Genomic DNA, 26,295 nt, shown 5'->3' with positions numbered 1-26,295 from the left:
GCTCCTGCCGTGCCCGGCTAGTTGAACGAATAGCGCAGGCCGACCGCGAAGGTCCGGCTGAGGATGGTCGAGCCGAAGTTGTCGGTCTTGGGTCCGCCGGCGTCGCCGAATGCATAGTAGGATTGGCTCAGCTCGTCCGTCAGGTTCACCGCGTCGAAGGTCACGGAGACCTTGTCGCGGATCTGGTAGCTCAGCTGGAAGTCGAGGCTCTTCTCCGGCTTGCGCCAGATGCCGATCGGGTTGGCGAACAGGGCGGCCTCGTTGTTGTTCAGGAAGTTGTCGCGCCACACATAGGACAGGCGCGCCCCGATCGGACCGCGCTCATAGGCCAGGGTGACGTTGTACGAGAAGTCCGAGACGCCGAAGAACGAGGTCTCCTGCTCGCCGATGATCTGGCCGGCCGCATTGGTCAACGGAACGTTCTGCGACGACTTCAGCTTGGTCAGGCTGCCCTGGACGCCCAAGCCCTTGAGCACGCCCGGCAGGTAGTCCGGGAAGTAGATCAGGCCGACTTCCAGGCCCTTGAGCACGCCGTCCGAGGCGTTGACCGGCTGGCTGATCACGAACGAGTTGGTGTTCTGGCCGCTGTTGGCGATGGTCTGCAGGCGACGCAGCGGCACCACCAGTCCGTCGATCTCGCGCCGGAAGGCGGTGGCGTAGAGGGCGCTGGCCGGCGCGAAGTACCACTCGGCGGTCAGGTCGTAGTTGGTGGCGCGGGTGGCCTTCAGGTCGGGATTGCCGCCGTTGCCCGAGCCGTAGCCGACATTGGTCAGGTCGCCGGTCAGGGTGAAGTTCGGGTTCAGGTCGGTGAAGTTCGGCCGCCGCAGGGTCTTGCCGTAGTTGAAGCGCAGGGTGACGTCGTTGGCGATGTCGTAGCGCACGGTGAAGCTGGGCAGCAGGTCGTCGACCTTGGCCGAGGTCAGCTTCTGGGCCCCGGTCAGCTGGTCGTTGAAGGCCATGTCGGTATCGACGCTGACATAGCGCAGGCCAGCCTGGGCCTTCAGCGGACGTCCGAACAGCTCGTGTTCGAGGTCGGCCTGGGCGTAGGCGGCGGTCGTGGCCTCGTCGATGTTGAAGTTTGTGAACAGCTGCAACTGGTCGGTGGTCTTGAAGTTCGGATTGACCGTCTTGTAGAGCGCCCGGATGTCGGTGGCGTGGTCGCGCAGGTAGTAGCCGTTGGCCAGCACCCACGAGGTCGGGACGTCCGAGCGGCCGTCGAAGAAGTCCTTGTTGGTGAACTGCAGGCCCTTGTCCAACGTGCTGAGCGGCCGGCCCAGGAAGCCGTCCTGGTTGCGCTGGGCTTCGGAGGCGCTGCGGTCGTCGAAGCGATAGCCGAACTTCAGCGTCTTCAGGGGACCCCAGTCGGCGTCGTAGACGCCGTCGAACGACAGGGTGATCGCGTCGCCCTTGTTGCGGTTGGCGTTGTCGTAGAACTGGGCGACGTTCCACTGGGCCGGGTCGGTCAACAGGGCGTTGTTGTCGAACTTGAACGCCGTCACCCCGTTGCCGGGATTGAAGTCGACCGAGATCGATTTGGCGACGCGGTCGGTGCGCATGGCCAGGAACTGCGAGCTGTATTCGCTGTTCTGATACGAGAAATCGCCGGTCACCTGCAGCCGGTCGCCGATGTCCCACTTGCCGTTCAGGGCGTAGACATAGCTGTCGGTCTTGGCGCTGGTCAGGTCGCCGCTGTTGAAGCCGTAGACCGAACCGGCGGTGCGCGACTTGATGATGTTGGTTCCGGGATACAGCGAGTAGGTCGAGGCCGGGTTCGGACCCAGGTCGCCCCACCAGTCGACGAACGAGAACAGCAGGCTGTTGAAGGTGGTGTTGCGGTAGCCGTCGTAGAAGAACTCGAACGTGTATTCCGAGCGGTCGTTCGGCGCGAGCTGCAGGGCCAGATTGACGGCCGGGCGCTTGCGGTCGCCGTAGAAGTCGCTGGCGAACACCGCGTCGCGCGACAGCAGATAGGGCGTCGCCACGCCGTTGATGGTCATGGTCGAGCCGGCGGCGCTGGGAAGGCCGCTGTTGCTGCCCGGCGTCCATAGCTGCTGGCCGGGGGCGCGGGCGTCCGTGGGCTGGATGCGCTCCAGCGGGGTCCAGCCCGCCGCCGGCGTGGCGGTCATGAACGGCACCAGGGCGCCGGCGGTGACGCTCTGGTCACGGAACTTGGTGCGCGCGTAGCTGACGCTGAGCAGGGCCCCGACCTCGGCGGTTCCGATCTGCCAGCGGTTGCTGACCAATCCGCTGAGGTTGGGATTAATCTTGTCGGCCTGCTCGTGCCAGATGCCGCGCGCCGCCAGGGAAACGGCGGGGCCGGTGAAGTCGAACGGGCGACGGGTCTGGACGTCGACCTGGCCGGCGATTCCGGTCTCGATCTGCTCGGCGGCGCGGGTCTTGTAGACGTCGATCCGCTTGACCAGGTTGGCCGGAATGTCCTGCAGGGCGAACTGGCGGCCCGAGGCGGTGAAGACGTTGCGGCCGTTCCAGGTGGTGGTGATGTCGGGCATGCCGCGGATCGAGATCGCCGCCGCCTCGCCGCCCGAGCGGTTGGTGACCTGCACGCCCGAAACCCGTTGCAGAGCCTCGACGACGTTGTTGTCCGGCAGCTTGCCGATGTCCTCGGCCACGACGGATTCGACGACCTGGGACGCCTGACGCTTGACCGCCAAGCCCTTCTCGAGGCTGGCGCGGATACCGCGGACGACGATCTCCTCGACCTGGTTGTCGTCGGCTTGAGTCGCCACGGGCGCGTCCGCCGCCGCCTGGGCGTGCGCGCCCGAAGCCGCGCCAAGGATCAGCGCCGTCGTCGCCGCCGACAGCAGCCAGGCGCGACGGGCCGCCGAATGGACGCGCGGCGTGGTGGATTGAATCGACATGAGACTTCCTTCCCCTAAAGCGTCCCGCGTCTATGCGTGGGCTCGGCTTTATTCTTGTCCGACAATTATGATCATGACAAGTGGGCTTTCCAATTGTCCTTGCGCTCTGATGAGGGGTTTCGCGCTGAATGCAAGGACTGACGGCCCAAACAGGAGGTTGTCCTGGTCGGACAATTGGCCTGACCTCTTCGTGGCGAAGCGATCCGGTTGGCCGCGCGGAGTGGCGCAAGCCAAGCCAAGCCGCGCGGCGTCGCGCTGGGCGATATGTCCTATTGGTCCCGGACCGACGCATCAAGGCGCGGACCGGGCGTCGGACAAAGCCCTTGCCTGAATGGGTCTACGGGTTGAGCGCGGGGCCCTATCCCGGGAAAAATCGCGCGAAGCCCTTGGCGGTGACCCGCGCCAGCGTCGCGCGGTAGCCGTCGTAGTGGGCGCCGCCGGCGGCGATCCGCCCGAAGGCGGCGTCGGTCACGCGGCGCAGCGGGATGAAGGCGATCGGGGCGGCGGCGGGGGTCAGGTGGCTGCCCTGGCCGGCCTGAAGCGTGGTCAGCAGGCCGTACATCTCGCCGCCGATCGCCGGACGGCCCAGGATGACCAGCCGGAACTGGCCCTGCTCGTTGGTCACCAGATAGGTGTGGCCCGACTGGTTGGACAACGACACCGCGCCCTTCTGGGTGAAGTCGGCGTCCTCGCGCGCCGCCTCGCGGAACGCCAGGCTGGACGAGGCCTCGTCCCAGGCGATCTCGGTGCGGTAGGCGTAGACCGCCTCGGGATCCTCGAACGACGGCCGCAGGGTCAGGTACTGGCCCTCCAGCCAGGCGACGGCCGTGCGCGAATAGGCGCCCAGGGCTTCGGGCGCCAGGCCCGACGGCGAGGCGGCCGCGCGGACCGGCGCGCGCAGAGAGGCGCCCAGCGCCTCCTCCAGCCGGATCGTCGTGGCCAGGGTGAACGGCCGGCGGCCGGCCAGCGCCTTTTCCAGGGTCGAGATGCTGATCTTGGCCAGGTCGGCCAGGGCCTGGCGCGACAGGCGCCGGCGGGCCAGCTCCTCGCGCACCCGCGCGGCGATGGCCTGGCTCAGTTCGGTCGGGAGGTCGGCTTCCGCCGTGGCCAAGGTCATCGCGTCAGGTCCTGACGAATCCGCACATTTCCGCACACTGCGGCACGGCGTCGGACCCTGCAAGGCTTCGACCGGAGGATCTGCACGGCTTCCGCATGAACTATGCAGATCATGAGGCTCGCGGCCGGCGCCCCGTGTGAAGACAAGAGAGATCTCTCGCTTTCGAGATGAGGAGATCTTCCCATGCCCGCTTCCGACGTCGGCGCGTCCCGTGGTCCGTCCCAGAACCGCTTCGGGCCCCGCGTCACCACCCTGGCCGTCCTCGCCCTGCATCGCGGCGCGGCCGGATTGATGCTGGTGCTGGCCGTGCTGGCCGCCCTGGTGTTCTGCCGCGAGAGTTTCGCCGCCGAGCCGGGCGACGTCACGTCCGGCGCCTTGATGATGCGTGCGAGAGGTGGCGACGAGGTCGTCGAGGCGGTGCGGCTGGGAACCGACATCGACATGACGGTCAGCGGCCTGACCGTCCGCACCCGCGTCACGCAAGCCTTTCGCAACGACACCGACCACTGGGTCGAGGCGGTCTATGTCTATCCCCTGCCCGACGACGGCGGCGTCGACACCTTGAAGATGGTGGTCGGCAACAAGGTCATCGTCGGCGAGATCAAGAAGAAGGCGGAGGCGCAGGCGATCTACGATGCGGCCAAGGCCCAGGGCAAGAAGGCCGCCCTGGTCGAGCAGGGCCGGCCCAACATGTTCACCAACTCGGTCGCCAATGTCGGCCCCGGCGAGACGGTGCTGGTGCAGATCGAATACCAGGCGCCCGTCGCGGTCTCGGCCGGCGACTATTCGCTGCGCGTGCCCCTGGTCGTCGCCCCGCGCTACACCTCGCCCGGCGCGCCGGCGGCGCCCGACGCCAAGGCGCCGATCGTCGATCCCCGCGTCCACGGCAAGGTCAATCCGGTGACCATCACCGTCCACCTGCGGGCCGGCTTCCCGCTGGCCGGCGTGTCCAGCGCCAGCCATGCCCTGGACGTGCGCGACGAGCGCGGCGGCAAGCGGATCACCCTGGCCGGCGGCGAGGTTCCGGCCGATCGCGACTTCGTCCTGACCTGGCGCGCCGCCCCCCTGGCCGCTCCCGCCGTCGGCCTGTTCCACGAGAAGGTGGCGGGCGAGGACTATGTCCTGGCCCAACTGACTCCGCCGATCGCCGCTCGCGCGACGACGCCGGCGCCGCGCGACATCGTCTTCGTGATCGACAATTCCGGCTCGATGGGCGGGGAGTCGATGGCCCAGGCCAAGGCCAGCCTGGCCTACGGTCTGGCCCACCTGAAGCCCGGCGACCGCTTCAACGTCGTGCGCTTCGACGACAGCGTCACCGTGCTGTTCCCGACCGCGGTCTCCGCCGACGCCGCCCACCTGGCCAAGGCCCAGAAGTACGTCGCCAGCCTCGACGCCGACGGCGGCACCGAGATGATCCCGGCCATGGCCGCCGCCCTCCAGGACGACCACGCCGGCGAAACCGGCCGGGTCCGCCAGGTGGTGTTTCTGACCGACGGCGCGATCGGCGACGAACAGGGCCTGTTCGACACCATCAGCGCCAACCGCGGCCGTTCGCGGGTGTTCATGGTCGGCATCGGCTCGGCCCCCAACACCTATCTGATGAGCCGCGCCGCCGAACTGGGCCGGGGGACCTTCACCCACATCGGCTCGACCGACGCCGTCGAGGGGGCCATGCGCCAGCTGTTCGACAAGCTGGAAAGCCCGGTCGCCACCAACCTGGCCGTCGCGTTCGAAGGGACCGACGCCGACCTGGCCCCGGCCGTCCTGCCCGACCTCTATCGCGGCGAGCCGATCACCGTGGCCGCCCGGGTGGGCGCGATGAAGGGCGTCCTGCGCATCAGCGGCATGATCGACGGCAAGCCCTGGGAGACCCGGATCTCGCTGAAGGACGCCGAGGCCGGCAAGGGGATCTCCAAGCTGTGGGCTCGTCGCAAGGTCACCGACGCCGAGGTGGCCCGCAGCCTGGCCCAGATCAGCGAGGACGAGGCCGACGCCCGGGTGCTGAAGCTGGGCCTGGACCACCAGCTGGTGACCAGCCAGACCAGCCTGGTGGCGGTCGACAAGACCCCGTCCCGCCCGGCCGGAACGCCGCTGACCCGCGCCGACCTGCCGCTGAACCTGCCGGCCGGCTGGGACTTCGACGTCCTGTTCGGCGGGGCCCGCCATCCCGGCGCGGACGGCCAGGCCGACGCGGACGCCGACCAGCAGGTCGCCGGCCTGGACCTGCCGCAGACCGCCACCGACGGCCCGCTGCTGGTCATGATCGGCCTGGGCCTGCTGGCCCTGGGCGGAATGCTGGGAGCCGGCGGCTGGGTCCTGTCCGAGCGGAGGAGGGCGGCGTGAGGCGGATCGCCGTCCTGCTGGGAGCCGCCCGCCGGCGGCTCCCCTTCCTGGCCCCGGCGATCGTGGTCATGGCCGTGGGGCTGGCGCTCTGCGGCCAGGGTCTGTGGATCCCGGCCAAGGCCGCCCTGGCCCAGGTGCTGCTGGAGCGGGCCTTCGCCCGGTCGGTGGCCACGGGCCAGCCGGTCAAGCCCTGGCCCTGGGCCGACACCTGGCCGGTGGCCAGGATCACCTTCCCCCGCCTGCACCGCAGCGTGATCGTGCTGGACGGCGCCAGCGGCCAGGCCCTGGCCTTCGGTCCCGGCCACGTGGCGGGCACGCCGGACGCGGGCGACCGGGGCGTGGCGGTCTACGCCGCCCACCGCGACACCCACTTCGCCTTGCTCGGCCAGCTGGGACCCGGCGACGAGATCCAGGTGGAGCGGATCGACGGCCGCCAGGCGCGGTTCACCGTGGCCGGCGCCCAGGTCGTGCGCTGGGACGCCTCGGGCGTCGATGCCCATGCGCCCGGCCGCGCCCTGGCCCTGGCCACCTGCTGGCCGCTGGACGCCAAGACCCACGGCCCGCTGCGCTACCTGGTCTGGGCCAGGCCGTCGAGCGCGAGCTAGAGCATCGCGCGGAAAAGTGGATGCCGGTTTTCCGCAAAAGCGATGCGAAAACAAAAATCTAGAGCAAGCCGAGCGATTCTTATATCGCGCGGCTTGCTCTAGGAGATCAGGGCGGGCGCTCGTGGGGACTCGGGCGCTGGCCAGGCTTCCGTCTTTCGCTCCCGCCGCTCCATGTCCAGGGCCCGTCCCACCGCCGCCACCAGCTCCTCGCGCCGGATCGGCTTGGCCACGTGGTCGTCCATGCCCGCCGCCCGGCAGCGGGCGATCTGCTCGGGCAGGACGTCGGCGCTGAGCGCGATGATCGGCACCGCGCCATGCGGGGCGGGCAGGGCGCGGATGGCGCGGGCGGCGGCCAGGCCGTCCATGCCGGGCATGTGCACGTCCATCAGAATCAGGTCGAAGCCGCCCAGTCGCGCGGCGTCCACGGCCTGGGCCCCGTCGTCGGCGGTGAAAACCTCGCAGCCGGCCAGGGTCAGCAGGGCGTGGCCCAGCTCGCGGTTCATCGGATGGTCGTCGACCAGCAGCACGCGCGGCGGCCGTTCGGCGTCCAGCGCGGCGGGGGCGGGGACGGGAGCCAGCTCGGGCGCGACGGTCCGCGCCGACAGTTCGATCCAGAACCGCGAGCCTTCGCCGGGCGCGCTGACGAGGCCGATCTGCCCGCCCATCCGGTTGACCAGGGCCTTGCTGATCGCCAGGCCCAGGCCGGCGCCGCCGTAGCTGCGGCTGATCGAGCTGTCGGCCTGGCTGAAGCGCTGGAACAGGCGGGCCTGGACCTCTGGGGCGATGCCGATGCCGGTGTCGACCACCTCGAAGCGCAGGTCGCCGGGGCGCGGGCCGATCGTCAGCCGCGCGGCGACCTGGCCCTGGGCGGTGAACTTCAGGGCGTTGGCCAGCAGGTTCAGCAGGATCTGGCGCAGGCGGGTCTCGTCCAACGCCAGCAAGGCGGCGGCGTCGCCCTGGCCGACGGCCTCGACGCTCACCGACAGCGGCAGGTCCTTGGCCTGTGCCGCCGGGGCGACGATGGCGACGGCGTCGCGCAGCAGGGCGGCCGGCGAGACGGGGGCCAGGATCAGGTCCAGGCGGCCGGCCTCGACCTTTGCGAAGTCCAGCAGGTCGCTGACGATCACGGCCAGGGACCGGCCGGCGCGGCCGACCAGGTCCAGGCGGCGGCGGTTCTCGGGCGACAGGTCCGGGTCGTCGCCGACGATCTGGGCGAAGCCGAGGATGCTGTTGAGCGGGGTGCGGATCTCGTGGCTGATCGTGGCCAGGAAGTCGGACTTGGCCTGGCTGGCGGCCTGGGCCTTGGCCTGGGCGGCGCGGGCGACGGCCTGGCGGCGGATCAGCAGGGCCTGCAGCCGCTTCTGCTGGCTCAGGGCCAGGGCGGCGGCCAGGCAGACGGCGTAGAGCACCAGGTGGAAGACCTGGGCGTCGCGCAGCGGCGGCATGGCGACGGCGGGGTCCAGCCCGGTCCTGTGCAGGATCGTCGGGATCGTGGCCGCCAGCGAGCCGGTGACCAGCACCGCCGCCGCGCGCGGCCCGCCGCGAAACACCGCCAGCAGGGCGGGCGCGAACAGCAGCACCTGCAGGTTGGCCTGGGCGGCGAACACGGTCACGGCGGCGCCGAGCACCAGCGCCAGGACCAGCAGCGACTCCAGCGCGCCGACCTGGAAGGCCTCGCGGTGGCGGCGGTCGAACAGGATCAGCAGGGTCGGCAGGGCGATGGCCGCGCCCAGCACGTTGGACGTGGTCCAGGCGCTCCAGCCCCGCCAGAAGGCGCCGCCGAGGCTGATCGACAGCACGCCGTTGACGAGGATCGAACCGGCGGCGGTCAGGGCCGTCGAGGCGGCCATCAGGATCAGAAAGCCGCGCATCGAGCGCACCCGGATCGGAGCGTGCATCAGGCGCAGCAGGGCCGCCGTCCCCGCGGCCTGCAGGGCGTCCAGCACGGTGACGGCCAGCACGAACCGCGGCGGATCGCCGACCGCCAGCTCGAAGGCGACGTGCAGCGCGGCGGTCAGGGCCAGCAGGATCGCGCCCTGGCGGCGATTGAGCAGCAGCAGGCCGGCGACCAGCACGGCGTTGGCGGTCCAGATCGCGGGAATATGGTGCGAGGCGCCGGCCAGGAACAGGCTGTAGGCCATGCCGGCCAGGTAGGCGGCCGTCAGGATCGCCAGGCGCCGATGCGCCGCGATCCATTCTCGCTCCAGGCTCGCGACCATGACCTTCCCCCGACGTCCGGTTCCATCCTATGGTGGCGAAACGTCGGTATTTCGTTAAGCGACGCTGCGCTGCAACTCAATCCACGCGGGAAAGTTCGATCCGGTACCGCTTCCAGTTCTCGACATAGTGTAGGGCCGAGGCCTGGAGGATCAGGGCGTGACCCTCGCCGATCTCGCGGACGACCTTGCCGGGGGCGCCCATGACCATCGAATTGTCGGGAATCTCCTTGCCCTCGGTGATCAGGGCGCCGGCCCCGATCAGGCAGTTCTTCCCGATCCGCGCTCCGTTCAGGATGATCGAGCCGATGCCGACCAGCGAACCGTCGCCGATCGTGCAGCCGTGAAGCATCACCATGTGGCCGATCGTCACATTGGCCCCGATGGTCAGCGGGCTGCCGACGTCGGTGTGAAGTACTGAGCCGTCCTGGACATTGCTGTTCTCGCCGATCTCGATCGGATCATTGTCGCCGCGAACTATTGCGCCCCACCAGACGCTGGAATTCTTCCGCAGAATGACGTTTCCCATCACCGAGGCGCTTGGCGCGATCCAATATTCGCCGTCCGCGGGAAGCGAGGGACTTGCGGCGCCCAAGGAATAGACAGTCATCCGTACACCTCGTGTTCTAAAGGCGGGCAGGGCCTTAACGGCTCATAAACCATGTAAGCCCCATTGTATTTGTGCGATTCGAGGGGGAACACTCCCATATCGGGAGTCATTCTTCTCGTATCCGAGCCGCGCTCGATCGCCGAACGCGGCCTCCCGGTAAACGGAGACCTTGGGTGTCGGTTTTGGGGTTTGGGCGTTCATTACCGCCTTCGGGGGCAAGCTCCGAACCGCCAGGCCGCGCACGCGCTTCCGTTTTTCTCCTCCCCACCTGCTCCAAGGACGTCGCCATCCGGCCACGTCCTTTTTTCATGCCTGAATGGAGGCTTACATGACCAAGCGAGCTCTCAAGCGGACCGTGCGCGAAGGCGCGAACGACGCGGGCCATTACGACGACGGCAAGGTGCGCCGCCTGCCGGTGGAGCATCGCAGCGCTTGGTCGCCGCTTGGGACGCCAGGTCACGAGGACCGGGACCAGAGCTATCTCAAAACGATCAAACCCAAATCGCCAGGCCAGGCCAGCCTGATGGAGGCGATCGACGAAAAGAACCTGATCATGGCGCTGGGCCCGGCCGGCACCGGCAAGACCTACATCGCCATCGCCAAGGCGGTGGAGGCCCTGGAGGCCGGCAAGGTCGGCCGCATCGTGCTGTCGCGCCCCGCCGTCGAGGCCGGCGAGTCGATCGGCTACCTGCCGGGCGACATGGAGGACAAGCTGGCCCCCTATCTGCGCCCGCTCTATGACGCGCTCAGCGACCGCCTGTCGGTCAAGCGGATGCGGGCCCTGATGGCCGAGGGCGCCATCGAGATCGCCCCGGTCGGCTTCATGCGCGGCCGCACCCTGAACAACGCCTTCGTGGTGATCGACGAGGCCCAGAACTGCACCTACATGCAGCTGAAGATGCTGCTGACCCGCCTGGGCTGGAACTCGACCATGGTGGTGACCGGCGACCCCAACCAGTCCGACCTGCTGCCGGGCATCTCGGGCCTGGCCGAGGTGTCGGCCAAGTTCGATCCGGTCGAGAACATCGCGGTGGTCCGCCTGGCCGACCGCGACATCGTCCGCCACCCGCTGGTCGCGGAGATGCTGGGCGTGCTCTAACCCCCTGAGAGGCGATTTCAAGGGTCGCGCCGACCCGCAAATCGCCGAAATGCGGAACAAGGCTTGAGTTTGGGGCGGTCGGACGTGCAAGGTCCGACCGCCTTAACTGTTTTGGGACCCTTCATGTCGTCCGACGCCGCCGAGACTCCCCGTTCGGAGTTCACCACCCGGGGGGTCCTGATCGGGATCGCCATCACCGTCATCTTTACCGCCGCCCAGGTCTATCTGGGCCTGAAGGTCGGCCTGACCTTCGCGACCTCGATTCCCGCCGCCGTCATTTCGATGGCCCTGCTGCGCCTGTTCCGGACAGGCACGATCCAGGAAAACAACATCGTCCAGACCATCGCCTCGGCGGCCGGGACGCTGTCGTCGGTGATCTTCGTGCTGCCGGGCCTACTGATGATCGGCTGGTGGAGCCACGTGCCGTTCCTGGCCACGTTCGGGGCTTGCCTGGTCGGCGGGATCCTGGGCGTGATGTACACCATCCCCTTGCGCCGGGCCCTGGTGACCAATTCCGACCTGCCCTATCCCGAGGGCGTGGCCGCCGCCGAGGTGCTGAAGGTCGGCACCGGCTCGCGGGCCGGCGCCGCCGAGGGCCAGGCTGGCCTGATCGCCGTGGTGCTGGGCACCGTCGCTTCGGCCCTGTTCGCCGCCCTGGCCGCGGCCAAGATCTTCGCAGCCGAGGTGGCTGGCTACTTCAAGGCCGGGGCCGGCGCGACCGGCCTGGGCGCCTCCAGCTCGCTGGCCCTGATGGGCGCGGGCCACCTGATGGGCATCACGGTCGGGATGGCCATGTTCGCGGGCCTGGCCATCGCCTGGGGCGTGCTAGTGCCGGTCATGACCAGCCTGCACCCGATGGCCGGCGCCACGGTGGCCGAGCACGCCCTGACCATCTGGAAGACCGAGGTGCGGTTCATGGGCGCGGGCGTCATCGGCGCCGCCGCCATCTGGACCCTGGGCAAGCTGGCCCTGCCGATCTGGTCGGGCCTGATGTCGGCCTTCGAGGCCAGCAAGGCCCGCAAGGTCGGCGGCGCGGTGATCGCCCGCACCGAACAGGACATCCCGATCGGCATCGTCGGCCTGGTGTCGCTGCTGCTGCTGGCCCCGGCCGGCTGGTTCCTGGCCCATTTCCTGACCGGCGGCCCGATCACCAGCCTGGCCGCGCCGCTGGTGGCCATCGGCGTCGGTTACGTACTTGTCGCCGGCCTGCTGGCCGCGGCGGTCTGCGGCTACATGGCCGGCCTGATCGGCTCGTCCAACAGCCCGGTCTCGGGCATCGCCATCCTGACCGTGCTGGGCGCCTCGCTGATGGTCGGCGTCGTCGGCCGCGGCGTGATCGGCCCGGACATCGCCAAGGCCCTGGTCGCCTACGCCCTTTATGTCACCACCATGGTCCTGGCCGTGGCCGTCGTGGCCAACGACAATCTGCAGGACCTGAAGACTGGTCAGCTGGTCGACGCCACCCCGTGGAAGCAGCAGGTGGCCCTGATCATCGGCGTCATCGCCGGCGCCATCGTGATTCCCTTCGTGCTCGAGGTGATGAACGGCTCCTACGGCTTCGCCGGCGCGCCCAACCTGCACGCGGTCGCCGGTACGGAGCCGCTCAACGCCCCGCAGGCGACCCTGATCTCGACCCTCGCCAAGGGCGTGATCGGCGGCGATCTGAACTGGACCCTGCTGGGCTACGGCGCGTTGCTGGGCCTTGGCCTGGTGCTGGTCGACATCATCCTGCGCAAGAGCAGCAACGGCCGCCTCAGCCTGCCCCCGCTCGGCGTCGGCCTGGCCATCTACCTGCCCAGCAGCGTCACCGCCCCGGTCGTGGTCGGGGCCGTGATCGGCTGGCTCTACGACCGGATGGTCGACAAGGACCGGATGGGCGAGGCGGCCAAGCGTCTGGGCGTGCTGATCGCTTCCGGCTTCATCGTCGGCGAGAGCCTGTTCAATGTCGCCCTGGCGGCCATCATCTACTTCAGCAAGAACCCCGAACCGCTGGCTGTGCCCTTCGCGCCGTCCGAGCACGTGGGCATGATCTTCGCCCTGATCGCCGCGGCGGTCGTGGTGGCGGGGCTGTACGGCTGGGCGCGACGGTCGGCGAACAAGATCCAGGCCTGATCGTCCTGATCCGAGCGAGACAAGGGGCCCGGAAAGGTGAGCTTTCCGGGCCTTTTTTTTGTCGGCTGTTGACCCGCGGGAGGTCGCGCACCTCGACCCCTCTCTCATGGAGAGAGGGAGGGGCCCGCCGCCGCAGGCGGTGGGAGGGTGAGAGGTTACATCCTTTCCGGATAGAGCGCCGCCAGAGGCCGCTGACGACCCTGCCGGGATCGGACGGTAAGTCTTCGATACAGTATCTGGGGGCTCCAGCGTTCGTGTGCGCTCCAACCCTTTGAGGCGGCTTGGGCTCGTCTCCTATTTCAACGCAACTGAAAGATCCGAGGATTTCCGGCCAGCGGTGAAACCTCTCACCCTCCCACCGCTTCGCGGCGGGCCCCTCCCTCTCTCTAAGAGAGAGGGGTCTTCTAAACCGCCGTCAGCATCGTCAGCACCTGCTCGCAGCGGAACCGGAACCCCAGCGCCTCGTACAGCGCGATAGCCCCGGCGTTGTCGGCGTAGCTGTGCAGGAACGGGGTCTCGCCGCGCGCGACGATCTTGTGGGCGACGTGCAGCATCAGCCGGGCCGCATAGCCTTTGCCGCGATGGTCGGGGTGGGCGCAGACGCCGCTGACCTCGGTGAAGCCCTCGGGGCGGAGGCGCTCGCCGGCCATGGCCACGAGCTGGCCGTCGACCTTCACCCCGACGAAATCGCCCAGTTCGTGGGTGCGCGAGAAGAACGGTCCCGGCGCGGTCAGGGCGGCCAGGGCCACCATCTGCGGCGAGTCGGCGTCGCCCAGGGGCTGGATCTCGAAATCGACCGGCTTGGGCCGGGCCAAGGTCTGGACGACCATCTGGTGGAGGACCGCGCGCTTGGTCACCTGCGTTCCCGGGACCGGCGGAAGATCGAACCGCTCCACCACCCCGACCTCGCCGGGATGGGCCTGGACCAGCCGGCCCAGGGCGGCCAGGCTTTCAGGCGCGTGGTCGGCCGTCGCGGCGAAGATGCCGAAGTCGGGGTGGACGCGAAACGCGCCGCCGTCGACCAGGGCCACATGCGCCTGGCGGGTCGTGAAGGCGTTCCAGATCACGCGGTCTAGCGGGTGGTCGTTCATCCTTGATCCCCCGGGCAATAGGCCCCGATCAGCGCCTTGACCGCGCCGACCACGGCCAGGGCCGGCTTGTCGTCGCCGTCGAACATCTGGCTGGAGGTGAACACCCCCTCGACCAGCAGCATCATCGCGTCGCCCAGCGCGTCGGGGTCGGACGCGCCCATCTGCGCGGCCTTGGCCCGCAGGCGGGCGCGCAGGTCCTGCTTGTGGACCTGGGCCACCGCGCGGCCGGCGTGGTCGCGGTCCGGATATTCGACCACGGCGTTGCTGAGCGCGCAGCCGCGATAGTCCGCTCCGCCGGACCGCGCCGCCAGCCCCTCGAAATAGGCGACCATCTGGGCCTTGGGATCGTCGGGAAACGCCGTCTCGGCCGACTCGAACCGCGCCCAGAACCCGGTCTCGACCTCGCGCAGCACGGCGGCCACCAGGTCGTCCTTGGACTTGAAGCTGCGATAGAGGCTGGGCTTGGTCACGCCTGCCTTGGTGACGATCTCGTCCACCCCGACCGCCCGGATGCCTTCGCGATAGAACAGGTCGCGCGCGGTCTCGAAGATCCGCTCGGCGGCGCGGGGACCGGCGCCGTAGGGCAGGTGGTGTTCGGGGATTTTTTCGTCGAACTTCGTCATGGCGCTTGACGATGTTACTTACCGGTACGTATGCAGGGCGACAAGCCCCGTACCGATCGGTTACATCGCATGATCCTCACGCTTCGCCGCACCCTCGGAAACCGCTACGCCTTCATCGTCGCGGCGGCCACGTTTCTGGCCCTCCTGTCGGCCGCTGGCCTCCGGGCCGCGCCGGGGGTGCTGATCCTGCCGCTGGAAAAGGCCTTCCACTGGGACCGGGGCACGATCTCGCTGGCCGCCGGAGTCGGCATCTTCCTCTACGGCCTGACCGGGCCGTTCGCGGCGGCGCTGATGCAGTCGTTCGGCGTGCGCCGCACGATCAGCCTGGCCCTGCTGCTGATGGCGGCGTCGACGGGGCTGTCGGCCTTCATGACCCAGAGCTGGCAGTACGTGGCCACCTGGGGCGTGATGGCGGGGGTCGGCAGCGGGGCGGTGGCCATGGTGCTGGGCGCGACTATCGTCAATCGCTGGTTCGTCCAGCGGCGCGGCCTGATGCTGGGCCTGCTGACGGCGGCGACGGCGACCGGCTCGCTGGTCTTCCTGCCGGCCATGGCCTGGATCGCCGACCACGGCGGCTGGCGGCCGGTGGTGCTGACCGTGGCCGCCGTCGCCGCGATCATGGCCCCGATCTGCTGGCTGCTGATCCCCGAGAGCCCCGACGCCATCGGCCAGCGCCCGTTCGGCGCGCCGGACGACTGGACCCCGCCGCCCAAGGGCTCGGCGTCCAACGCCCTGGCCAGCGCGTTCGGCGCCCTGCACCGGGCCAGCAAGACCCGCACCTTCTGGCTGCTGTTCGGCGGCTTCTTCATCTGCGGCCTGACCACCAACGGCCTGATCGGCGTGCACATGATCGCCTTCTGCGGCGACCGCGGCCTGCCCGAGGTCAAGGCCGCCGGCCTGCTGGCGCTGATGGGCCTGTTCGACCTGTTCGGCACGACGGCCTCGGGCTGGCTGACCGACCGCTACGACCCGCGCAAGCTGCTGTTCATGTACTACGCCCTGCGCGGGCTCTCGCTGATCTACCTGCCGTTCTCGGACTTCTCGATCATGAGCCTGTCGGTGTTCGCGGTGTTCTACGGGCTGGACTGGATCGCCACGGTGCCGCCGACCGTGCGCCTGGCGACCGAAGCGTTCGGCGACCGCGACGGGCCTGTCGTGTTCGGCTGGATCGGGGCCGGCCACCAACTGGGCGCGGCGACGGCGGCGATCGGCGCGGGCGTGATCCGCGCCCAGCAGGGCCAGTACCTGCAGGCGTTCGTCATCGCCGGCCTCGCGGGCCTGCTGGCGGCGGGGGCGTCGCTGATGGTGCGGCGGTCGTTGGTCACGAGCGCGGCGTGACTTGCCCCCACCTGGCGGCTTCGCCGCCTGTCCGCCCCCATAGGGGGCGGAGCCTTTTGCGCGGCGTCGGCCATTAGGCTCTTCCCCCTCTGGGGGAAGACGGCCGAAGGCCAGTAAGGGGCAAGTCGGCAGCCGAACTACCCTTCCAGGTCTTCGGCCAGGATCGCCATCTCGAACATGAACGAGCCGTCCTCGTCCTCGTCCTGGAAGACGACGCCGATGAACTCGCCCTTCACCTCGACCTCGGCGGAGTCCTTCTGCTTGGGGCGGGCCTTGAGGGCGATGTGAGGGTTGCCGAAGGTGCGCTTCAGATGGCCTTCGAGCTTGGCGATGGTGGCGGCGTCCATGACGGCTCCTGATATCGATGGGGCGCGCGGGGCGCGGGGGATCGCCGGAAACTAGAGGGCCGGACGCGAAAGTGTAAGGGGTTTTGCAGCGCCGGGCTCGACCATCTGTTGAGAACCGGGCGGGGCCGGGGTCGCCGCGCCCTGGGCGACCAGCCAGTCGCGGAACCGCCGGGCCGCCCGGCTGGCCCGACCCCGGGGCGTTAGGGCGCAGACCTCGGCCTGGCCCGGGACCAAGCCCAGCGGCGCGACCAGGCGGCCGGCGGCCAGATCGTTCTCCACGAAGGCGAACGGGCTCAGCGCCACGCCCAGCCCGGCGGCGGCGGCCTCCAGCATGTAGAAATAGTGGTCGAACTGGCGGTTCACGGTCGCCGGCGGCAGGACCAGGCCGGCCGCGGCCTCCCACTCGGCCCAGCTTTCCAGGAAGGTGCGGGTGTGCAGCCGGGGCAGCTTGGCGAGGCTCTCCAGGTCGTGCACCTGGGCGGCCAGGCCGGGCGAGGCCACCGGGCCGACGGCGTGCTTGAGGAACGGCGCGACGTCGGCGTCGGGCGAGGGCGGGGCGTGCGGCAGGCGCATGCGGATGGACAGGTCGACGCCGTCGGCGCGGAAGTCGAACGGTCCGTTGGACTCCACGATCCGCACCGGGATCTCGGGATGGGCGGCCACGAAGTCGGGCAGGCGCGGGATCAGCCACTTCATGGCGAAGGTCGGCAGGCACGAGACCACCAGGGCCGCGTCGCCGGCCCCAGCTCGCTGGGGCAGGGCGGCCTCGATCTGGTCCAGCGCCTGGGTCAGGGCCTGGGCCAGGGTCAGGCCGGTCTCGGTCAGGGCCAGGCGGTTGCGCGGCCCCTCGGTCAGGGCGACGCCGAGATGGTCCTCCAGCTGGCGGATCTGGCGGCTGATCGCCCCGTGGGTGACGCATAGCTCGTCGGCGGCCAGGGTCATCCGGCCGCGCCGGCCGAACGCCTCGAAGGCGCGCAGGGCGTTCAGCGGTGGAAGCGAGCGGGCGGCCATGTGATGAAACCTCACAGATGCCCGCTGATAAGTCGTTATTCGCGGCGGGGCAACCGGGGGATAGAGAGGCCATGCGCCCTCCCGCCCTCGCCACACCCCTGCAATGGCTGGCCGTCCTGGCGATCTGGAGCCTGGTCGCCTACGGGCTGCTGGCGCCGGCCAGGCCGGAAGCCCGTCGCGATCAGGTCCACCTGATCGCCTGCCGATAACCCCGAACACCGCTCATCCCGGCGAACGCTGGAATGAGCGGTCAATATTATTTCTCCGGCTTGACGATCATCGTCCACGACTTGTCATCGCCCAGGAAGGCCTTGGCGGCGTTCTGGACGTCGGCGACCGTCACCCGCTGCAGGCCGGCCAGCACCGAGCGAGTGGCGGTCAGCAGGCGCGGATCGGTCTGGGCGCCCGACAGCGCCCCCAGCCAGTATTCGTTGGTCTCGCGGGCCTTCTCGATCTGGTCGATGCGCGGCTTCTTGGCCCGCTCCAGCTCGTCGGCGGTGACCGGCTTGTCGCGCAGGTCGGCGGCGATCTGGCGGATGGAGGCGATCACCCCGTCGATCTTGTCGGGCGGGGTCTCGACGCTGACCGCCAGATAGCCCCAGCCGGTGAAGGCGACGCTGGCCGTCGCCGAGGCCGACGGCGAATAGGTCGCCCCCTGCTTCTCGCGCAGCTCGTCAGTGAGGCGCAGCTGCATCACCTGGGCCAGGACCTGGGTGTTGCGGGCCCGCTGCAAGTCGCTGAACAGGTCGTCGGTCTTCCAGGCCATGAACAGCTGGCCCTGGTCGGCCCGACCCTTGTGGGTGCGCACGACCGGCGTGCGCGACGGGGCGGGGAAGGGCGCCTTCTCGGCCCCGGCCGGGGCGGGGACGTCGGCCCGGGCCGGCAGGGCGCCGAAGGTCTGGGCCACCGCCGCCACGGCCTTGTCGACCGTGATGTCGCCGACGATCACCACCTCGATGGAGTCGGCGGCCAGCGGGCCGGACACCGCGCTCTTCAACTGCTCCAGCGACGCGCCGGCGATCTGCTGGCGGCTGGGGAAGGTCCAGCGGCCGTCGCCCCCGTGCAGCAGCCCGCCCAGGTCGCGACTCATCACCCCGCCGGGCGTGCTCTCCAGCTGGTCGTGGATCGACCCGTAATAGGTCTTGATGCGGTTGAAGGCCTCGGGCCGCCAGCCGCCCTCGACGGCGTAGGCCGCCAGCACCTGCAGCTCGGTGTCCAGGTCCTCGGGACGGGTGCGGCCCGACAGGCTGAAGGCGTCGTCCTCGACCCCCAGGCCGGCGTTCCACACCTTGCCGTTCAGCACCCGCTCCATGTCCTGGGTGCTGATCTGCTTGAGGCCGCCCTCGATATAGGCCGAGCCGGCCCACAGCGGGCTTTGGCTGGCTGGCGGCAGGTCCAGCAGGCCGTGGCCGACCCGGGCCTTCACCAGGATCTGGTCGTCGCGGAACTTGGTCGGCTTGACCGTCAGGCGCACGCCGTTGGCGAAGCGGACGAAGACGGTGTCCAGGTCGGCGACCTCGGTCTGCGAAGCCACCGCGCCCTTCGGTCCGAAGGTCGCATAGGGCCAGGCGGTGACGCCCGGCGCGGCCGGGGCGGCGACCGCGACCTTGGCCGAGGCGGCGTAGGCGTCGGTGACGGCCTTTTCCGCGCCGTCGATCGCGGTCGGGGTGGGGATGACGATCAGCGGACCGGAACCGGCGAACTGCGCCTTGAGCAGGGCCGAGACCTTGTCGGCGGTCAGGCCTTTCGTGGCCTCGTCGAAGACGACGAGGTTCTGCGACGGGCTGGTGACCACCTCGCGGTCGTCCAGCGTGCCGACGATGGCCCCGGCCAGGGCCGTGGTGCGCTGGGTGGCCTCGCCGGCCGCGGCGGCCACGAAGCCGGCGCGCATGGCGGCGATCTCACGGTCCAGCTCGTCCTGGCGCACGCCGTACTGGACGATGCGGCGCTGTTCCTGCTCGAGAGCCGTCAGGGCCTCGTTCCAGTGCCCCGGCTGGACGGTGGCGGCCAGGGTGGTGATGTCGGCGGCGTGCTCCTGGTCGTTCTGCATGGCGACGCCAACGATGAACGGCGGGGCCTCCGAACGGGTCAGCACCTGCAGCCGGCGGTTCAGCACCGCGAAGCCCAGGGCCTTGACCAGCTCTTCCTTGTCCTTGGCGCGGGTCTCCAGCTCCAGGTCGGGCGGCAGGACCCAGGCCATCTGGACCGAGGTCTGGGCGCCGGGCTCGACCAGCACCTTGGCGGTCAGGCCGCGCTTGGCCACCGGGCCCAGGTCGGGCTTGACCCCGGGCTGGCCCTGGCCCTTCCAGTCGCCGAACCGGGCCTTGATCTTGGCTTCCATGGCGTCGACGTCGAAGTCGCCCACGGCCACCACCACGGCGTTCTCGGGCCGATACCAGGCCTGGTAGAAGTCGCGGATGCGCTGGGCCGGGGCGGTCTTGAGGATCTCGGTCTTGCCGATCGGCAGGCGCTGCGGCGGCCGCTGGCCCTGCAGCTGGAAGCCGAAGGTGTTGACGAACACCCGATAGCCCGGGCTGTCGCGGGTGCGCTCCTCCGACAGCACCACGCCGCGCTCGCGGTCGACGGCGTCGGGGGCGATGGTCAGCTCGCCGGCCGCCTCGCGCAGCAGCATCAGCGAGGTGTCGACCGTGTCGTCGTCGGTCTTGGGCAGGTCCAGCTGGTAGGTGGTCGCGCCGAAGCCGGTCTGGGCGTTGGTGTCGGCGCCGAACGACAGGCCGTGGCGCTCGAGGATCTTGATCATGTCGCCTTCGGGCACGTTCTTGCTGCCATTGAACGCCATGTGCTCGAGGAAGTGGGCCAGGCCCTGCTGCTCGTCGGTCTCGTCCAGCGAGCCGGCGTCGAACCACAGGCGCAGGGCGGCCTGGCCGGGCGGGGTGGCGTTCTTCTGGATCGCGTAGCGCAGGCCGTTGGGCAGCACCCCGAACCGCACCCGCGGATCGGGCGCGACGTCCGACACCGCCTGCGGCCACTGGCCGGGCTTGACCAGGTCGATGGTCGGCGCGCCCGACGGTGTACCGGCCGGCGTGGCGGAAGCCTTGGTCGACGGCGCGGCGGCCTGGTCGCTTCCGCCGGACTTGTGGTGGGACAGGGTCGCGCAGGCGGAGAGGCTGAGCCCGGCCGAGAGAACGAGCGCCAGGCGCGAAACGCGGATCATGTGCGACCTTGAAGTAGAGCGTTGAAGGTCGCGCACCTTGGCCAAAGCGCGTGGCGCAAGCAAGGCGTCGGTGGGGCGGAACGGCCAGGCTTCGGTGTCTGTGTTGCAAGCTCGGGCGCGGCGCGTCCTTGGATCGGGGACGCGCACGCACGGCGGTGCGTTGGCCGGTTTGCAGGGCGCCGGTTGTGAGTGCGTGTCCCCAGCGGACCCGCCGAGTTTGGTGTCGAAGTCGCATGGCGCCGTGGGTGGCGTTGGGGACATGCACTCACCCGACGGCCGTGGATCGATCCGCGAGGCCCTGCCGTGAGAGCACGTCCCCGGTTGCGCCCGGCGTTCAGCGAACAAACTCCGGCGATTCCAACGCCCTAAACTTTCTCGACCCGAGTTGATCCCCACCCTTCCAGACCGCCCTTATCCTGTACCCACCTCGACGCAGGGAAAGGGCGCATGGCCAGCGACCGATGCGGCGGCGGGGGGCGATCGAGCGGGAAGCTCCGTCGGCGGTCCTTTTGGACCAAACCTCGCGTCTCCAGGGCCGGCCGGGCATGGAACACTAAAACGGCGTGGCGCGAGGGCTGGCGGAGCAACAGGCGGGCGGTGACGCGCTCGCGGTCCGGGACCGGGGTTCGTTGACCTGGCCCGCCCGCCGGAGGCTTCAAGGCGGCGAGGCCCTAACAGGGCTCAGCGCCGCGGGCTTCCGGATAACGACCGCGCGGAGCGATCGGGCTTCGTCGAAAACGGTTACTACTCAAACACTCCGGACGATGTCCGGCGCTCCGCGTCCCTTTCCGATAGCTCAGCGAGAGATCGCGTGAGGCGGCCAAGCCGTACCAATCAGATCCTCCCCCTGTGGGGGAGGTGTCGGCGAAGCCGACGGAGGGGGGAGTGATCGGCCGATGGCCCGTTCTACGATCTTCGACCCTAAAACTCCCCCCAACCGATCGCTGCGCGATCGCCTCCCCCACAGGGGGAGGGGCTGGATGAGCCGGTCCGTAGGGGGCAAGGGCGTGAGCCGTGAGGCCCTAGTTGGTCACCGAGAACGTCGCGTTGTTGCCGGTGGCGGTCGAGACTCCCACGACCGCGCGGCCCGAATTGCGGACGGTCACGGTCGAGCGGGCGCTGACGTCGACATTGTTGGACTGGCTGTTGGTGGCGCTCATCGTGCCGCTGCACAGGTTGCAGGCGTAGCCGCTGACCGCGTTGCCGATCGCCGTGGCGCTGGCCCCGGCGTCGTAGCCGGTGTCGCCTTCGAAGCTGGCGATCACCTCGACCCCGCCGCCGTCATTGACCTGGACGTTGTCGAGCACCAGGCCCGGGCCGTTGGCGTTGCTGGCCATGGCCGAGTTGCCGACGCCATAGGCCGTGGCCTGGGCTCCGCCGAACTCGTAGGAGGTCGCCTCGGCCTGGGCCCGCACATAGGCGGTGTTGTACTGGTGGCTGGCCACGTCCAGCAGCGTGCCCTCGTTAGCGGCGTTCAGATTGTTGCCCGAGGCGGTGGCGGCCGTGGTGGTCAGGTAGCTGTTGCCGTAGGCCGTGAACTTGGTCGCCGTGACATTGGCCGCGCCGTTGTTCTGGTCGGTGATCACCCGGGCGGCCGACTGGTTGGCGCCGGTCAGGTCGATATTGTTGCCCGCCGCCGTGCCGGCCACGACCGCGGTTCCGGCCACGTAGTTCAGGATCGCCCCGCCGTCGGCGGCGACGTCGGCCTGGTTGTTCTGGCTGACCCGCGCGCCCATCGAGCCGTTGACCAGCAGCAGGCCCTGGCTGTTGCCGGCCGCCTGGCTGGTCTCGATCACGTCGCCGGCCTGGGCGGTCTCGCCCTCGATCTGGCTGCGGGCTGTGACCGCGCCGGTATTGGTCTGGACCATGAAGCCGCTCAGCGTCCCGTAGGCCGCGGTGGCCGTGCCGCTGTTGCCGACCGCCGTGGTGGCGATGTTGCTGGACTCGCCCATGGAGCCTGAGACGTTGACCACGCCATGCGCCGTGACCGCGCCCTGGTTGACCTGGTTGGAGGTCAGGCCGGCGTCGGCCCCGACCACCGTCGCGCCGAAGGTGTTGGCCCCGGCCGTGGTGGTGGCGGTGACGCCCTCGTCGACGGTGACGACGTTCAGCGTCTGGTCGGCGAACAGGTTACCGAGGTTCAGCTGGTCGTTCGAACCCTGGACGGGGACGGTCTGGCTAGTAGCGGCCCCGACGGCCAGCATCGCCCACATTGGAATCGCTGCGATCGTTCCAGCGAGACGGGTCTTCGCGGGTCTGCGCATTGTTGGTTCCCAGATTGTTGTAGGCGGGCACGAAGGCCCCGGTCGCGCCGACGGTGTTGGCGGCGTAGGGGTCGTACTGCATGCAGCTTTGCGGCCCCGGCATGCCGTAGAGGTTGGCGCTCATCTCGATGGTCGCCCGCTCGATCAGCGAGCGCACCGCCAGTTGCATCGGCTCCAGCGCGCCGCGGCCCGCCGAGATGTCGAAGATGTTGCCGTTCAGGAAGTCGAAGACGCCGGCGCTGATCTCGCGGCCGACCACTTGCTTCTGGTAGGAGATCACGTCGACCACCTCCAGCGTGCGGGTGTTGATCAGCCGCAGGTCCAGGGCGATGTTCATGATGAACACCCGGCGGCGGAAGTTGCCCTTCAGCCCGTCGGTGTCCTTGTCGCCGACATAGGCGTCCACGCCCGCCGAGCGGATGTTGTAGTTCAGCTCGGTGATGCCGCCGGCCACGTAGAAGTCCGAGCCCGGCACCTGGCCCGCCAGGATGCGGCGGTACTCGGCCGGCACGTCCGCGCCCGGCTTTGGGTTGTCGGAGATCAGCTTGTTGTTGGCGTATTTCAGCTCGTACTCCGACACCGAGGTGTCGAAGCGCTCGACCATCGGCATGCCGGCCTTGGCGAAGGCGGTCATGGCCAGCAGCGAGGCACCCTGGGTGACCTTGCGGCCCGACCCGTCGGACTCCTCCTTGCCGGTGTAGTCGGCGATGCGGCCGATGGCGACGCGCGGCGCCACCACGTGGTTGGCGCGGGCGTACTGCGCCAGACAGACCAGGCCCGCCGTGTAGGGCGTGGGGTTGGCCGTCACCGGCGCCCCGCCGATCGGAGTGGCGTAGTTGCCATCCATCATCGGCTTGGGGACGCCGCCGCAGGCGCTGAGCACGGCGCAGGCGCCGGCCAGCAGAAGGTTGAGGCGCTTACTGGCCATTTCCCGATTTCCCGACGTTCGTTCCGGCGCTGATATTGCCGTTGTTGATCTGGTTGGAGTTGACGATCACCGTGTTGTTGTTGCCCTGGGTGACGACCGTCAGATTGTTGCCGATCGCCGTGGAGCTGCCCCAGCCCCCCATGGCGCCGACGCCCGAATAGCTGTCCAGCGATCCCGACGACCGGCTGGAGGAATAGACGCTCTGGTCGGCGCCGGTCAGCATGACGCCGTCGACGATGACCCGGTTGCCGTTGGCGTCGCGGGTCGAATATTCGACCACGTGGTTCTCCGAACCGGCCACGCGGCCGTAGCCGGCGTTGAACGCGGCGGAGTTGGCGTCCAGGCTCTGGGCCCGGACCGGGCTGGCCAGAACCAAGCCGGTCGCGGCCGCGGTCAGGGCCAGGACGGCCGCGCTGATCGTCAGCAGGCGACCGGCGCCCGGCAGTTTCTTCTCACTCGCAGCCATCAGGAACCTCGTGAACGCCGACGTGTCCGACCGCTAGCAACCCCCGTGCCAATATCGGACAGCGTTGGGTTTAACTCCGAAGGTCTCGCGATTTGGTTAAGTTCGTCGGCGAGGGGGCGACTTTGGCGCGCACGAGAATAATGCGGCTTCTTCGCGCCCTGGGCGATCCAGCCCATTGATAAGGGGGCCGCTTTGCGAGACCCTGCTTGGAAATAAGTCTCAGGGAGGATTAAGCGTTGCTGGTTTCTCAGATCCTGAAGGACAAGGGCGATCTGGTCTTCACCGCCTCGCCCAACGAGACGGTCGGCGCGGCCGCGGCCCTTCTGCACACCCGGCGCGTGGGGGCCATGGTCGTGCTCGAGGAGGACGAGACGATCGCCGGCATCCTGTCCGAACGCGACATCGTGCGGGTGATCGCCAAGGAGGGGGCCGCCGCCCTGTCCAAGCCGATCTCCGGTTGCATGACCCGCGACGTGGTGTTCGCCCAGCCGGAGGAGACGGTCGACGCCCTGCTTGAGCGAATGACCGACCGCCGGATCCGCCACCTGCCGGTCTGCAAGGGCAAGCGCCTGGCCGGCATCATCTCGATCGGCGACCTGGTGAAGTACAAGATCCGCGAGACCCAGGCCGAGGCCGACGGGTTGAAGGCCTATATCGCGGCCGGCTGAAGCGGCGCTTCGGGGCGGCCGGCGGCGGTCGCCCGTCCACTCTATATAGGGCGTCTATATAAGAGTGTGGTTCACGACCCGGGTTCGGCCAGCAGTTCGGCCCCCGAGCCGGCCACGGCGTCGGCCAGGCTGTAGCCCTCCAGGACCGCCGCCGTGGCGTCGCGGGCCCGCAGCAGGGCCTCGCGCAGGGCGCAGGTCGCCAGGTCGCGGCAATCCTCGCAACGGCGGAAGGCCGTGCGGCTGACGCAGGGGGTCAGGGCCAGGGGGCCGTCGACCAGGCGGATGATCTCGGCGAAGCTGATCGCGGCGGACTCGCGCCCCAGCAGATAGCCGCCGAACTTGCCGCGGCGGCTGGTGACCAGGCCCTGGCGCGACAGTGTAAGAAGTATGGCCTCCAGGAACTTGCGCGGCGCATCGGCGCGGACCGCCAGCTCGCCGGCGGTGACCTGTCCGTTCTCTCGGGCCAGTTCGATCATGGCGCGCAGGGCGTAACGCGCTTTCTGGGACAACATGGACGCGGGGCCTCCTCTTGTAGAGGTCTATGGAGGCAGGGGAGGGGATGGCGCAAGCGTCGTCGCCCACGGCGGGTGAAGAGAGACGGCCCTAGGCGACGCCAAACCATTCACAGATCCACGCACAGGCAAAGCGATGGGTGCGGTTGATCGCGTCGCTTTTGCGGTTGCGACTCTCGGAGGGGCTGGCTAAACACCGCCCTCGCTTCGGGGCTGACGCCCGCCGGACGAATTCGAGGCCTTCGGGTCTTGCATTTGACAGGGCGGATCGCTAGTTTCCGCGGCTCCAATCGACTCGGTGACGAATTTGCGAAGACCCTGTCTTCAAGGGCTTCGTCGCCGCGCTTTTGTCCTTCGAAGCGGCTTCGGCCAGCTCATCGACGAAAGTGAAAAGGTCGGTTGACACGGGGTTTTGCTTTCACTAGAAGGCGCGGCTCTGGAAGGTTTCGGAAGAGTTCGCAAGAATTCGGATGGGGTCTTCGCCAAGTCTTTCGAGGGTTTCTTGGAAATTCTTGATTGACTTGATTGGCGCTCTTCTCTAGAAGGTCGCTTCGGTCTACTGGTTTTGGCTTCGGCTGTTTCTGGTGGGTTGGTTCGGACGGTTTTGAAAAAAACGGTTTGACACGGAATTCGAGGTTGGATAGATAGCCGCCTCCGCCGACATCGGGCGCTAAACGGATGGGCCGCCGAGAGGTGGTTCGGGGCTTCGGCCTTGGGTCTTTGACATTGTTGATTTGGAAAGAGAAACGCAGGCGGCGGCGCTCTGGCGATGACCTCACGGGTCATCTCGATGCGCTGACAATTGCGGTCTCTTGAAGACACCATGAATATCATGGACCGAAACTTAGGTTTCGATCCATCGATGTGATTGGGAACTCGTCAAGAAACTAT

20 protein-coding genes are annotated in these 26,295 nt (G+C 68.9%); 7 read left to right on the top strand and 13 right to left on the bottom strand.

The window, feature by feature from the left end; translation table 11 throughout:
- Positions 1-17 precede the first annotated feature (17 nt).
- The gene (locus J2X41_RS12500) at positions 18-2,879 is read right to left on the bottom strand and encodes a TonB-dependent receptor (RefSeq protein WP_310082222.1); all 2,862 of its coding nucleotides are present in this window, start codon (positions 2,877-2,879) and stop codon (positions 18-20) included.
- Positions 2,880-3,237: 358 nt separating this feature from the next.
- Positions 3,238-3,996, bottom strand: a complete 759-nt coding sequence (locus J2X41_RS12495) for a helix-turn-helix transcriptional regulator (protein ID WP_310082221.1) — start codon at positions 3,994-3,996, stop codon at positions 3,238-3,240.
- A 183-nt stretch (positions 3,997-4,179) separates the two neighbouring features.
- Here J2X41_RS12495 and J2X41_RS12490 point away from each other — a divergent pair, with 183 nt between their 5' ends.
- Together J2X41_RS12490 and J2X41_RS12485 are read left to right on the top strand one after the other, a co-directional pair.
- Positions 4,180-6,339, top strand: coding sequence for a marine proteobacterial sortase target protein (locus tag J2X41_RS12490; RefSeq protein WP_310082219.1), 2,160 nt, complete (start codon positions 4,180-4,182; stop codon positions 6,337-6,339).
- A complete protein-coding gene (locus tag J2X41_RS12485; RefSeq protein ID WP_310082218.1) occupies positions 6,336-6,944 on the top strand; it encodes a class GN sortase in 609 nt (202 codons plus the stop codon). The genes J2X41_RS12490 and J2X41_RS12485 overlap by 4 nt, the downstream gene beginning before the upstream one ends.
- A gap of 98 nt (positions 6,945-7,042) precedes the next feature.
- Here the strand turns inward: J2X41_RS12485 and J2X41_RS12480 are convergent, their stop codons facing one another.
- Together J2X41_RS12480 and J2X41_RS12475 are read right to left on the bottom strand one after the other, a co-directional pair.
- Positions 7,043-9,163 (bottom strand): ATP-binding protein, encoded by a 2,121-nt coding sequence (locus J2X41_RS12480; protein WP_310082217.1) that lies wholly within the window; start codon positions 9,161-9,163, stop codon positions 7,043-7,045.
- Positions 9,164-9,239: 76 nt separating this feature from the next.
- The gene (locus tag J2X41_RS12475) at positions 9,240-9,770 is read right to left on the bottom strand and encodes a gamma carbonic anhydrase family protein (protein ID WP_310082216.1); all 531 of its coding nucleotides are present in this window, start codon (positions 9,768-9,770) and stop codon (positions 9,240-9,242) included.
- 316 nt (positions 9,771-10,086) lie between these two features.
- Between J2X41_RS12475 and J2X41_RS12470 the strand changes: the two genes are divergently transcribed.
- Both J2X41_RS12470 and J2X41_RS12465 read left to right on the top strand, forming a co-directional pair.
- Complete coding sequence (locus J2X41_RS12470) at positions 10,087-10,869, top strand: PhoH family protein (protein ID WP_310082215.1); 783 nt, start codon at positions 10,087-10,089, stop codon at positions 10,867-10,869.
- 123 nt (positions 10,870-10,992) lie between these two features.
- Entirely contained in the window at positions 10,993-12,981 is a 1,989-nt protein-coding gene (locus tag J2X41_RS12465) for an OPT family oligopeptide transporter (protein WP_310082214.1), read from the top strand.
- A gap of 404 nt (positions 12,982-13,385) precedes the next feature.
- Here the strand turns inward: J2X41_RS12465 and J2X41_RS12460 are convergent, their stop codons facing one another.
- The gene (locus J2X41_RS12460; RefSeq protein WP_310082213.1) at positions 13,386-14,072 is read right to left on the bottom strand and encodes a GNAT family N-acetyltransferase; all 687 of its coding nucleotides are present in this window, start codon (positions 14,070-14,072) and stop codon (positions 13,386-13,388) included.
- Positions 14,069-14,695, bottom strand: coding sequence for a TetR/AcrR family transcriptional regulator (locus tag J2X41_RS12455; protein ID WP_310082212.1), 627 nt, complete (start codon positions 14,693-14,695; stop codon positions 14,069-14,071). The genes J2X41_RS12460 and J2X41_RS12455 overlap by 4 nt, the downstream gene beginning before the upstream one ends.
- A 72-nt stretch (positions 14,696-14,767) precedes the next feature.
- Here J2X41_RS12455 and J2X41_RS12450 point away from each other — a divergent pair, with 72 nt between their 5' ends.
- A complete protein-coding gene (locus J2X41_RS12450) occupies positions 14,768-16,033 on the top strand; it encodes an MFS transporter (RefSeq protein WP_404979936.1) in 1,266 nt (421 codons plus the stop codon).
- A gap of 137 nt (positions 16,034-16,170) precedes the next feature.
- On the opposite strand, the gene J2X41_RS12445 is transcribed toward J2X41_RS12450, so the two are convergent.
- Both J2X41_RS12445 and J2X41_RS12440 read right to left on the bottom strand, forming a co-directional pair.
- A complete protein-coding gene (locus J2X41_RS12445; protein ID WP_028041048.1) occupies positions 16,171-16,380 on the bottom strand; it encodes a DUF3126 family protein in 210 nt (69 codons plus the stop codon).
- A gap of 51 nt (positions 16,381-16,431) precedes the next feature.
- The gene (locus J2X41_RS12440) at positions 16,432-17,391 is read right to left on the bottom strand and encodes a LysR substrate-binding domain-containing protein (protein WP_310082210.1); all 960 of its coding nucleotides are present in this window, start codon (positions 17,389-17,391) and stop codon (positions 16,432-16,434) included.
- Between the two features lie 71 nt (positions 17,392-17,462).
- Here J2X41_RS12440 and J2X41_RS12435 point away from each other — a divergent pair, with 71 nt between their 5' ends.
- On the top strand, positions 17,463-17,600 hold the full coding sequence (locus J2X41_RS12435) for a hypothetical protein (RefSeq protein WP_310082209.1): 138 nt from the start codon (positions 17,463-17,465) through the stop codon (positions 17,598-17,600).
- Positions 17,601-17,647: 47 nt separating this feature from the next.
- Here the strand turns inward: J2X41_RS12435 and J2X41_RS12430 are convergent, their stop codons facing one another.
- The 4 genes from J2X41_RS12430 to hfaA form a co-directional block, all read right to left on the bottom strand.
- Positions 17,648-20,566, bottom strand: coding sequence for an insulinase family protein (locus tag J2X41_RS12430; RefSeq protein WP_310082208.1), 2,919 nt, complete (start codon positions 20,564-20,566; stop codon positions 17,648-17,650).
- 1,022 nt (positions 20,567-21,588) lie between these two features.
- Positions 21,589-22,779: a holdfast anchor protein HfaD gene (gene hfaD / locus J2X41_RS12425; protein WP_310082207.1), complete on the bottom strand. Its 1,191-nt coding sequence runs from the start codon at positions 22,777-22,779 to the stop codon at positions 21,589-21,591.
- The gene (gene hfaB, locus J2X41_RS12420) at positions 22,745-23,758 is read right to left on the bottom strand and encodes a holdfast anchoring protein HfaB (protein ID WP_310082206.1); all 1,014 of its coding nucleotides are present in this window, start codon (positions 23,756-23,758) and stop codon (positions 22,745-22,747) included. Before hfaB ends, hfaD begins: the two co-directional genes overlap by 35 nt.
- Entirely contained in the window at positions 23,748-24,224 is a 477-nt protein-coding gene (gene hfaA / locus J2X41_RS12415; protein ID WP_310082205.1) for a holdfast anchoring protein HfaA, read from the bottom strand. The genes hfaB and hfaA overlap by 11 nt, the downstream gene beginning before the upstream one ends.
- A 236-nt stretch (positions 24,225-24,460) precedes the next feature.
- Here hfaA and J2X41_RS12410 point away from each other — a divergent pair, with 236 nt between their 5' ends.
- On the top strand, positions 24,461-24,892 hold the full coding sequence (locus J2X41_RS12410) for a CBS domain-containing protein (RefSeq protein WP_057183188.1): 432 nt from the start codon (positions 24,461-24,463) through the stop codon (positions 24,890-24,892).
- Between the two features lie 71 nt (positions 24,893-24,963).
- Here J2X41_RS12410 and J2X41_RS12405 read toward each other — a convergent pair whose 3' ends face one another.
- Entirely contained in the window at positions 24,964-25,404 is a 441-nt protein-coding gene (locus tag J2X41_RS12405; protein WP_310082203.1) for an Rrf2 family transcriptional regulator, read from the bottom strand.
- Between the last annotated feature and the right edge of the window lie 891 nt (positions 25,405-26,295).

The organism is Caulobacter sp. BE254 (genome assembly GCF_031457295.1).
GTDB lineage: Bacteria > Pseudomonadota > Alphaproteobacteria > Caulobacterales > Caulobacteraceae > Caulobacter.
This window is presented reverse-complemented; position numbering and strand designations above follow the sequence as displayed.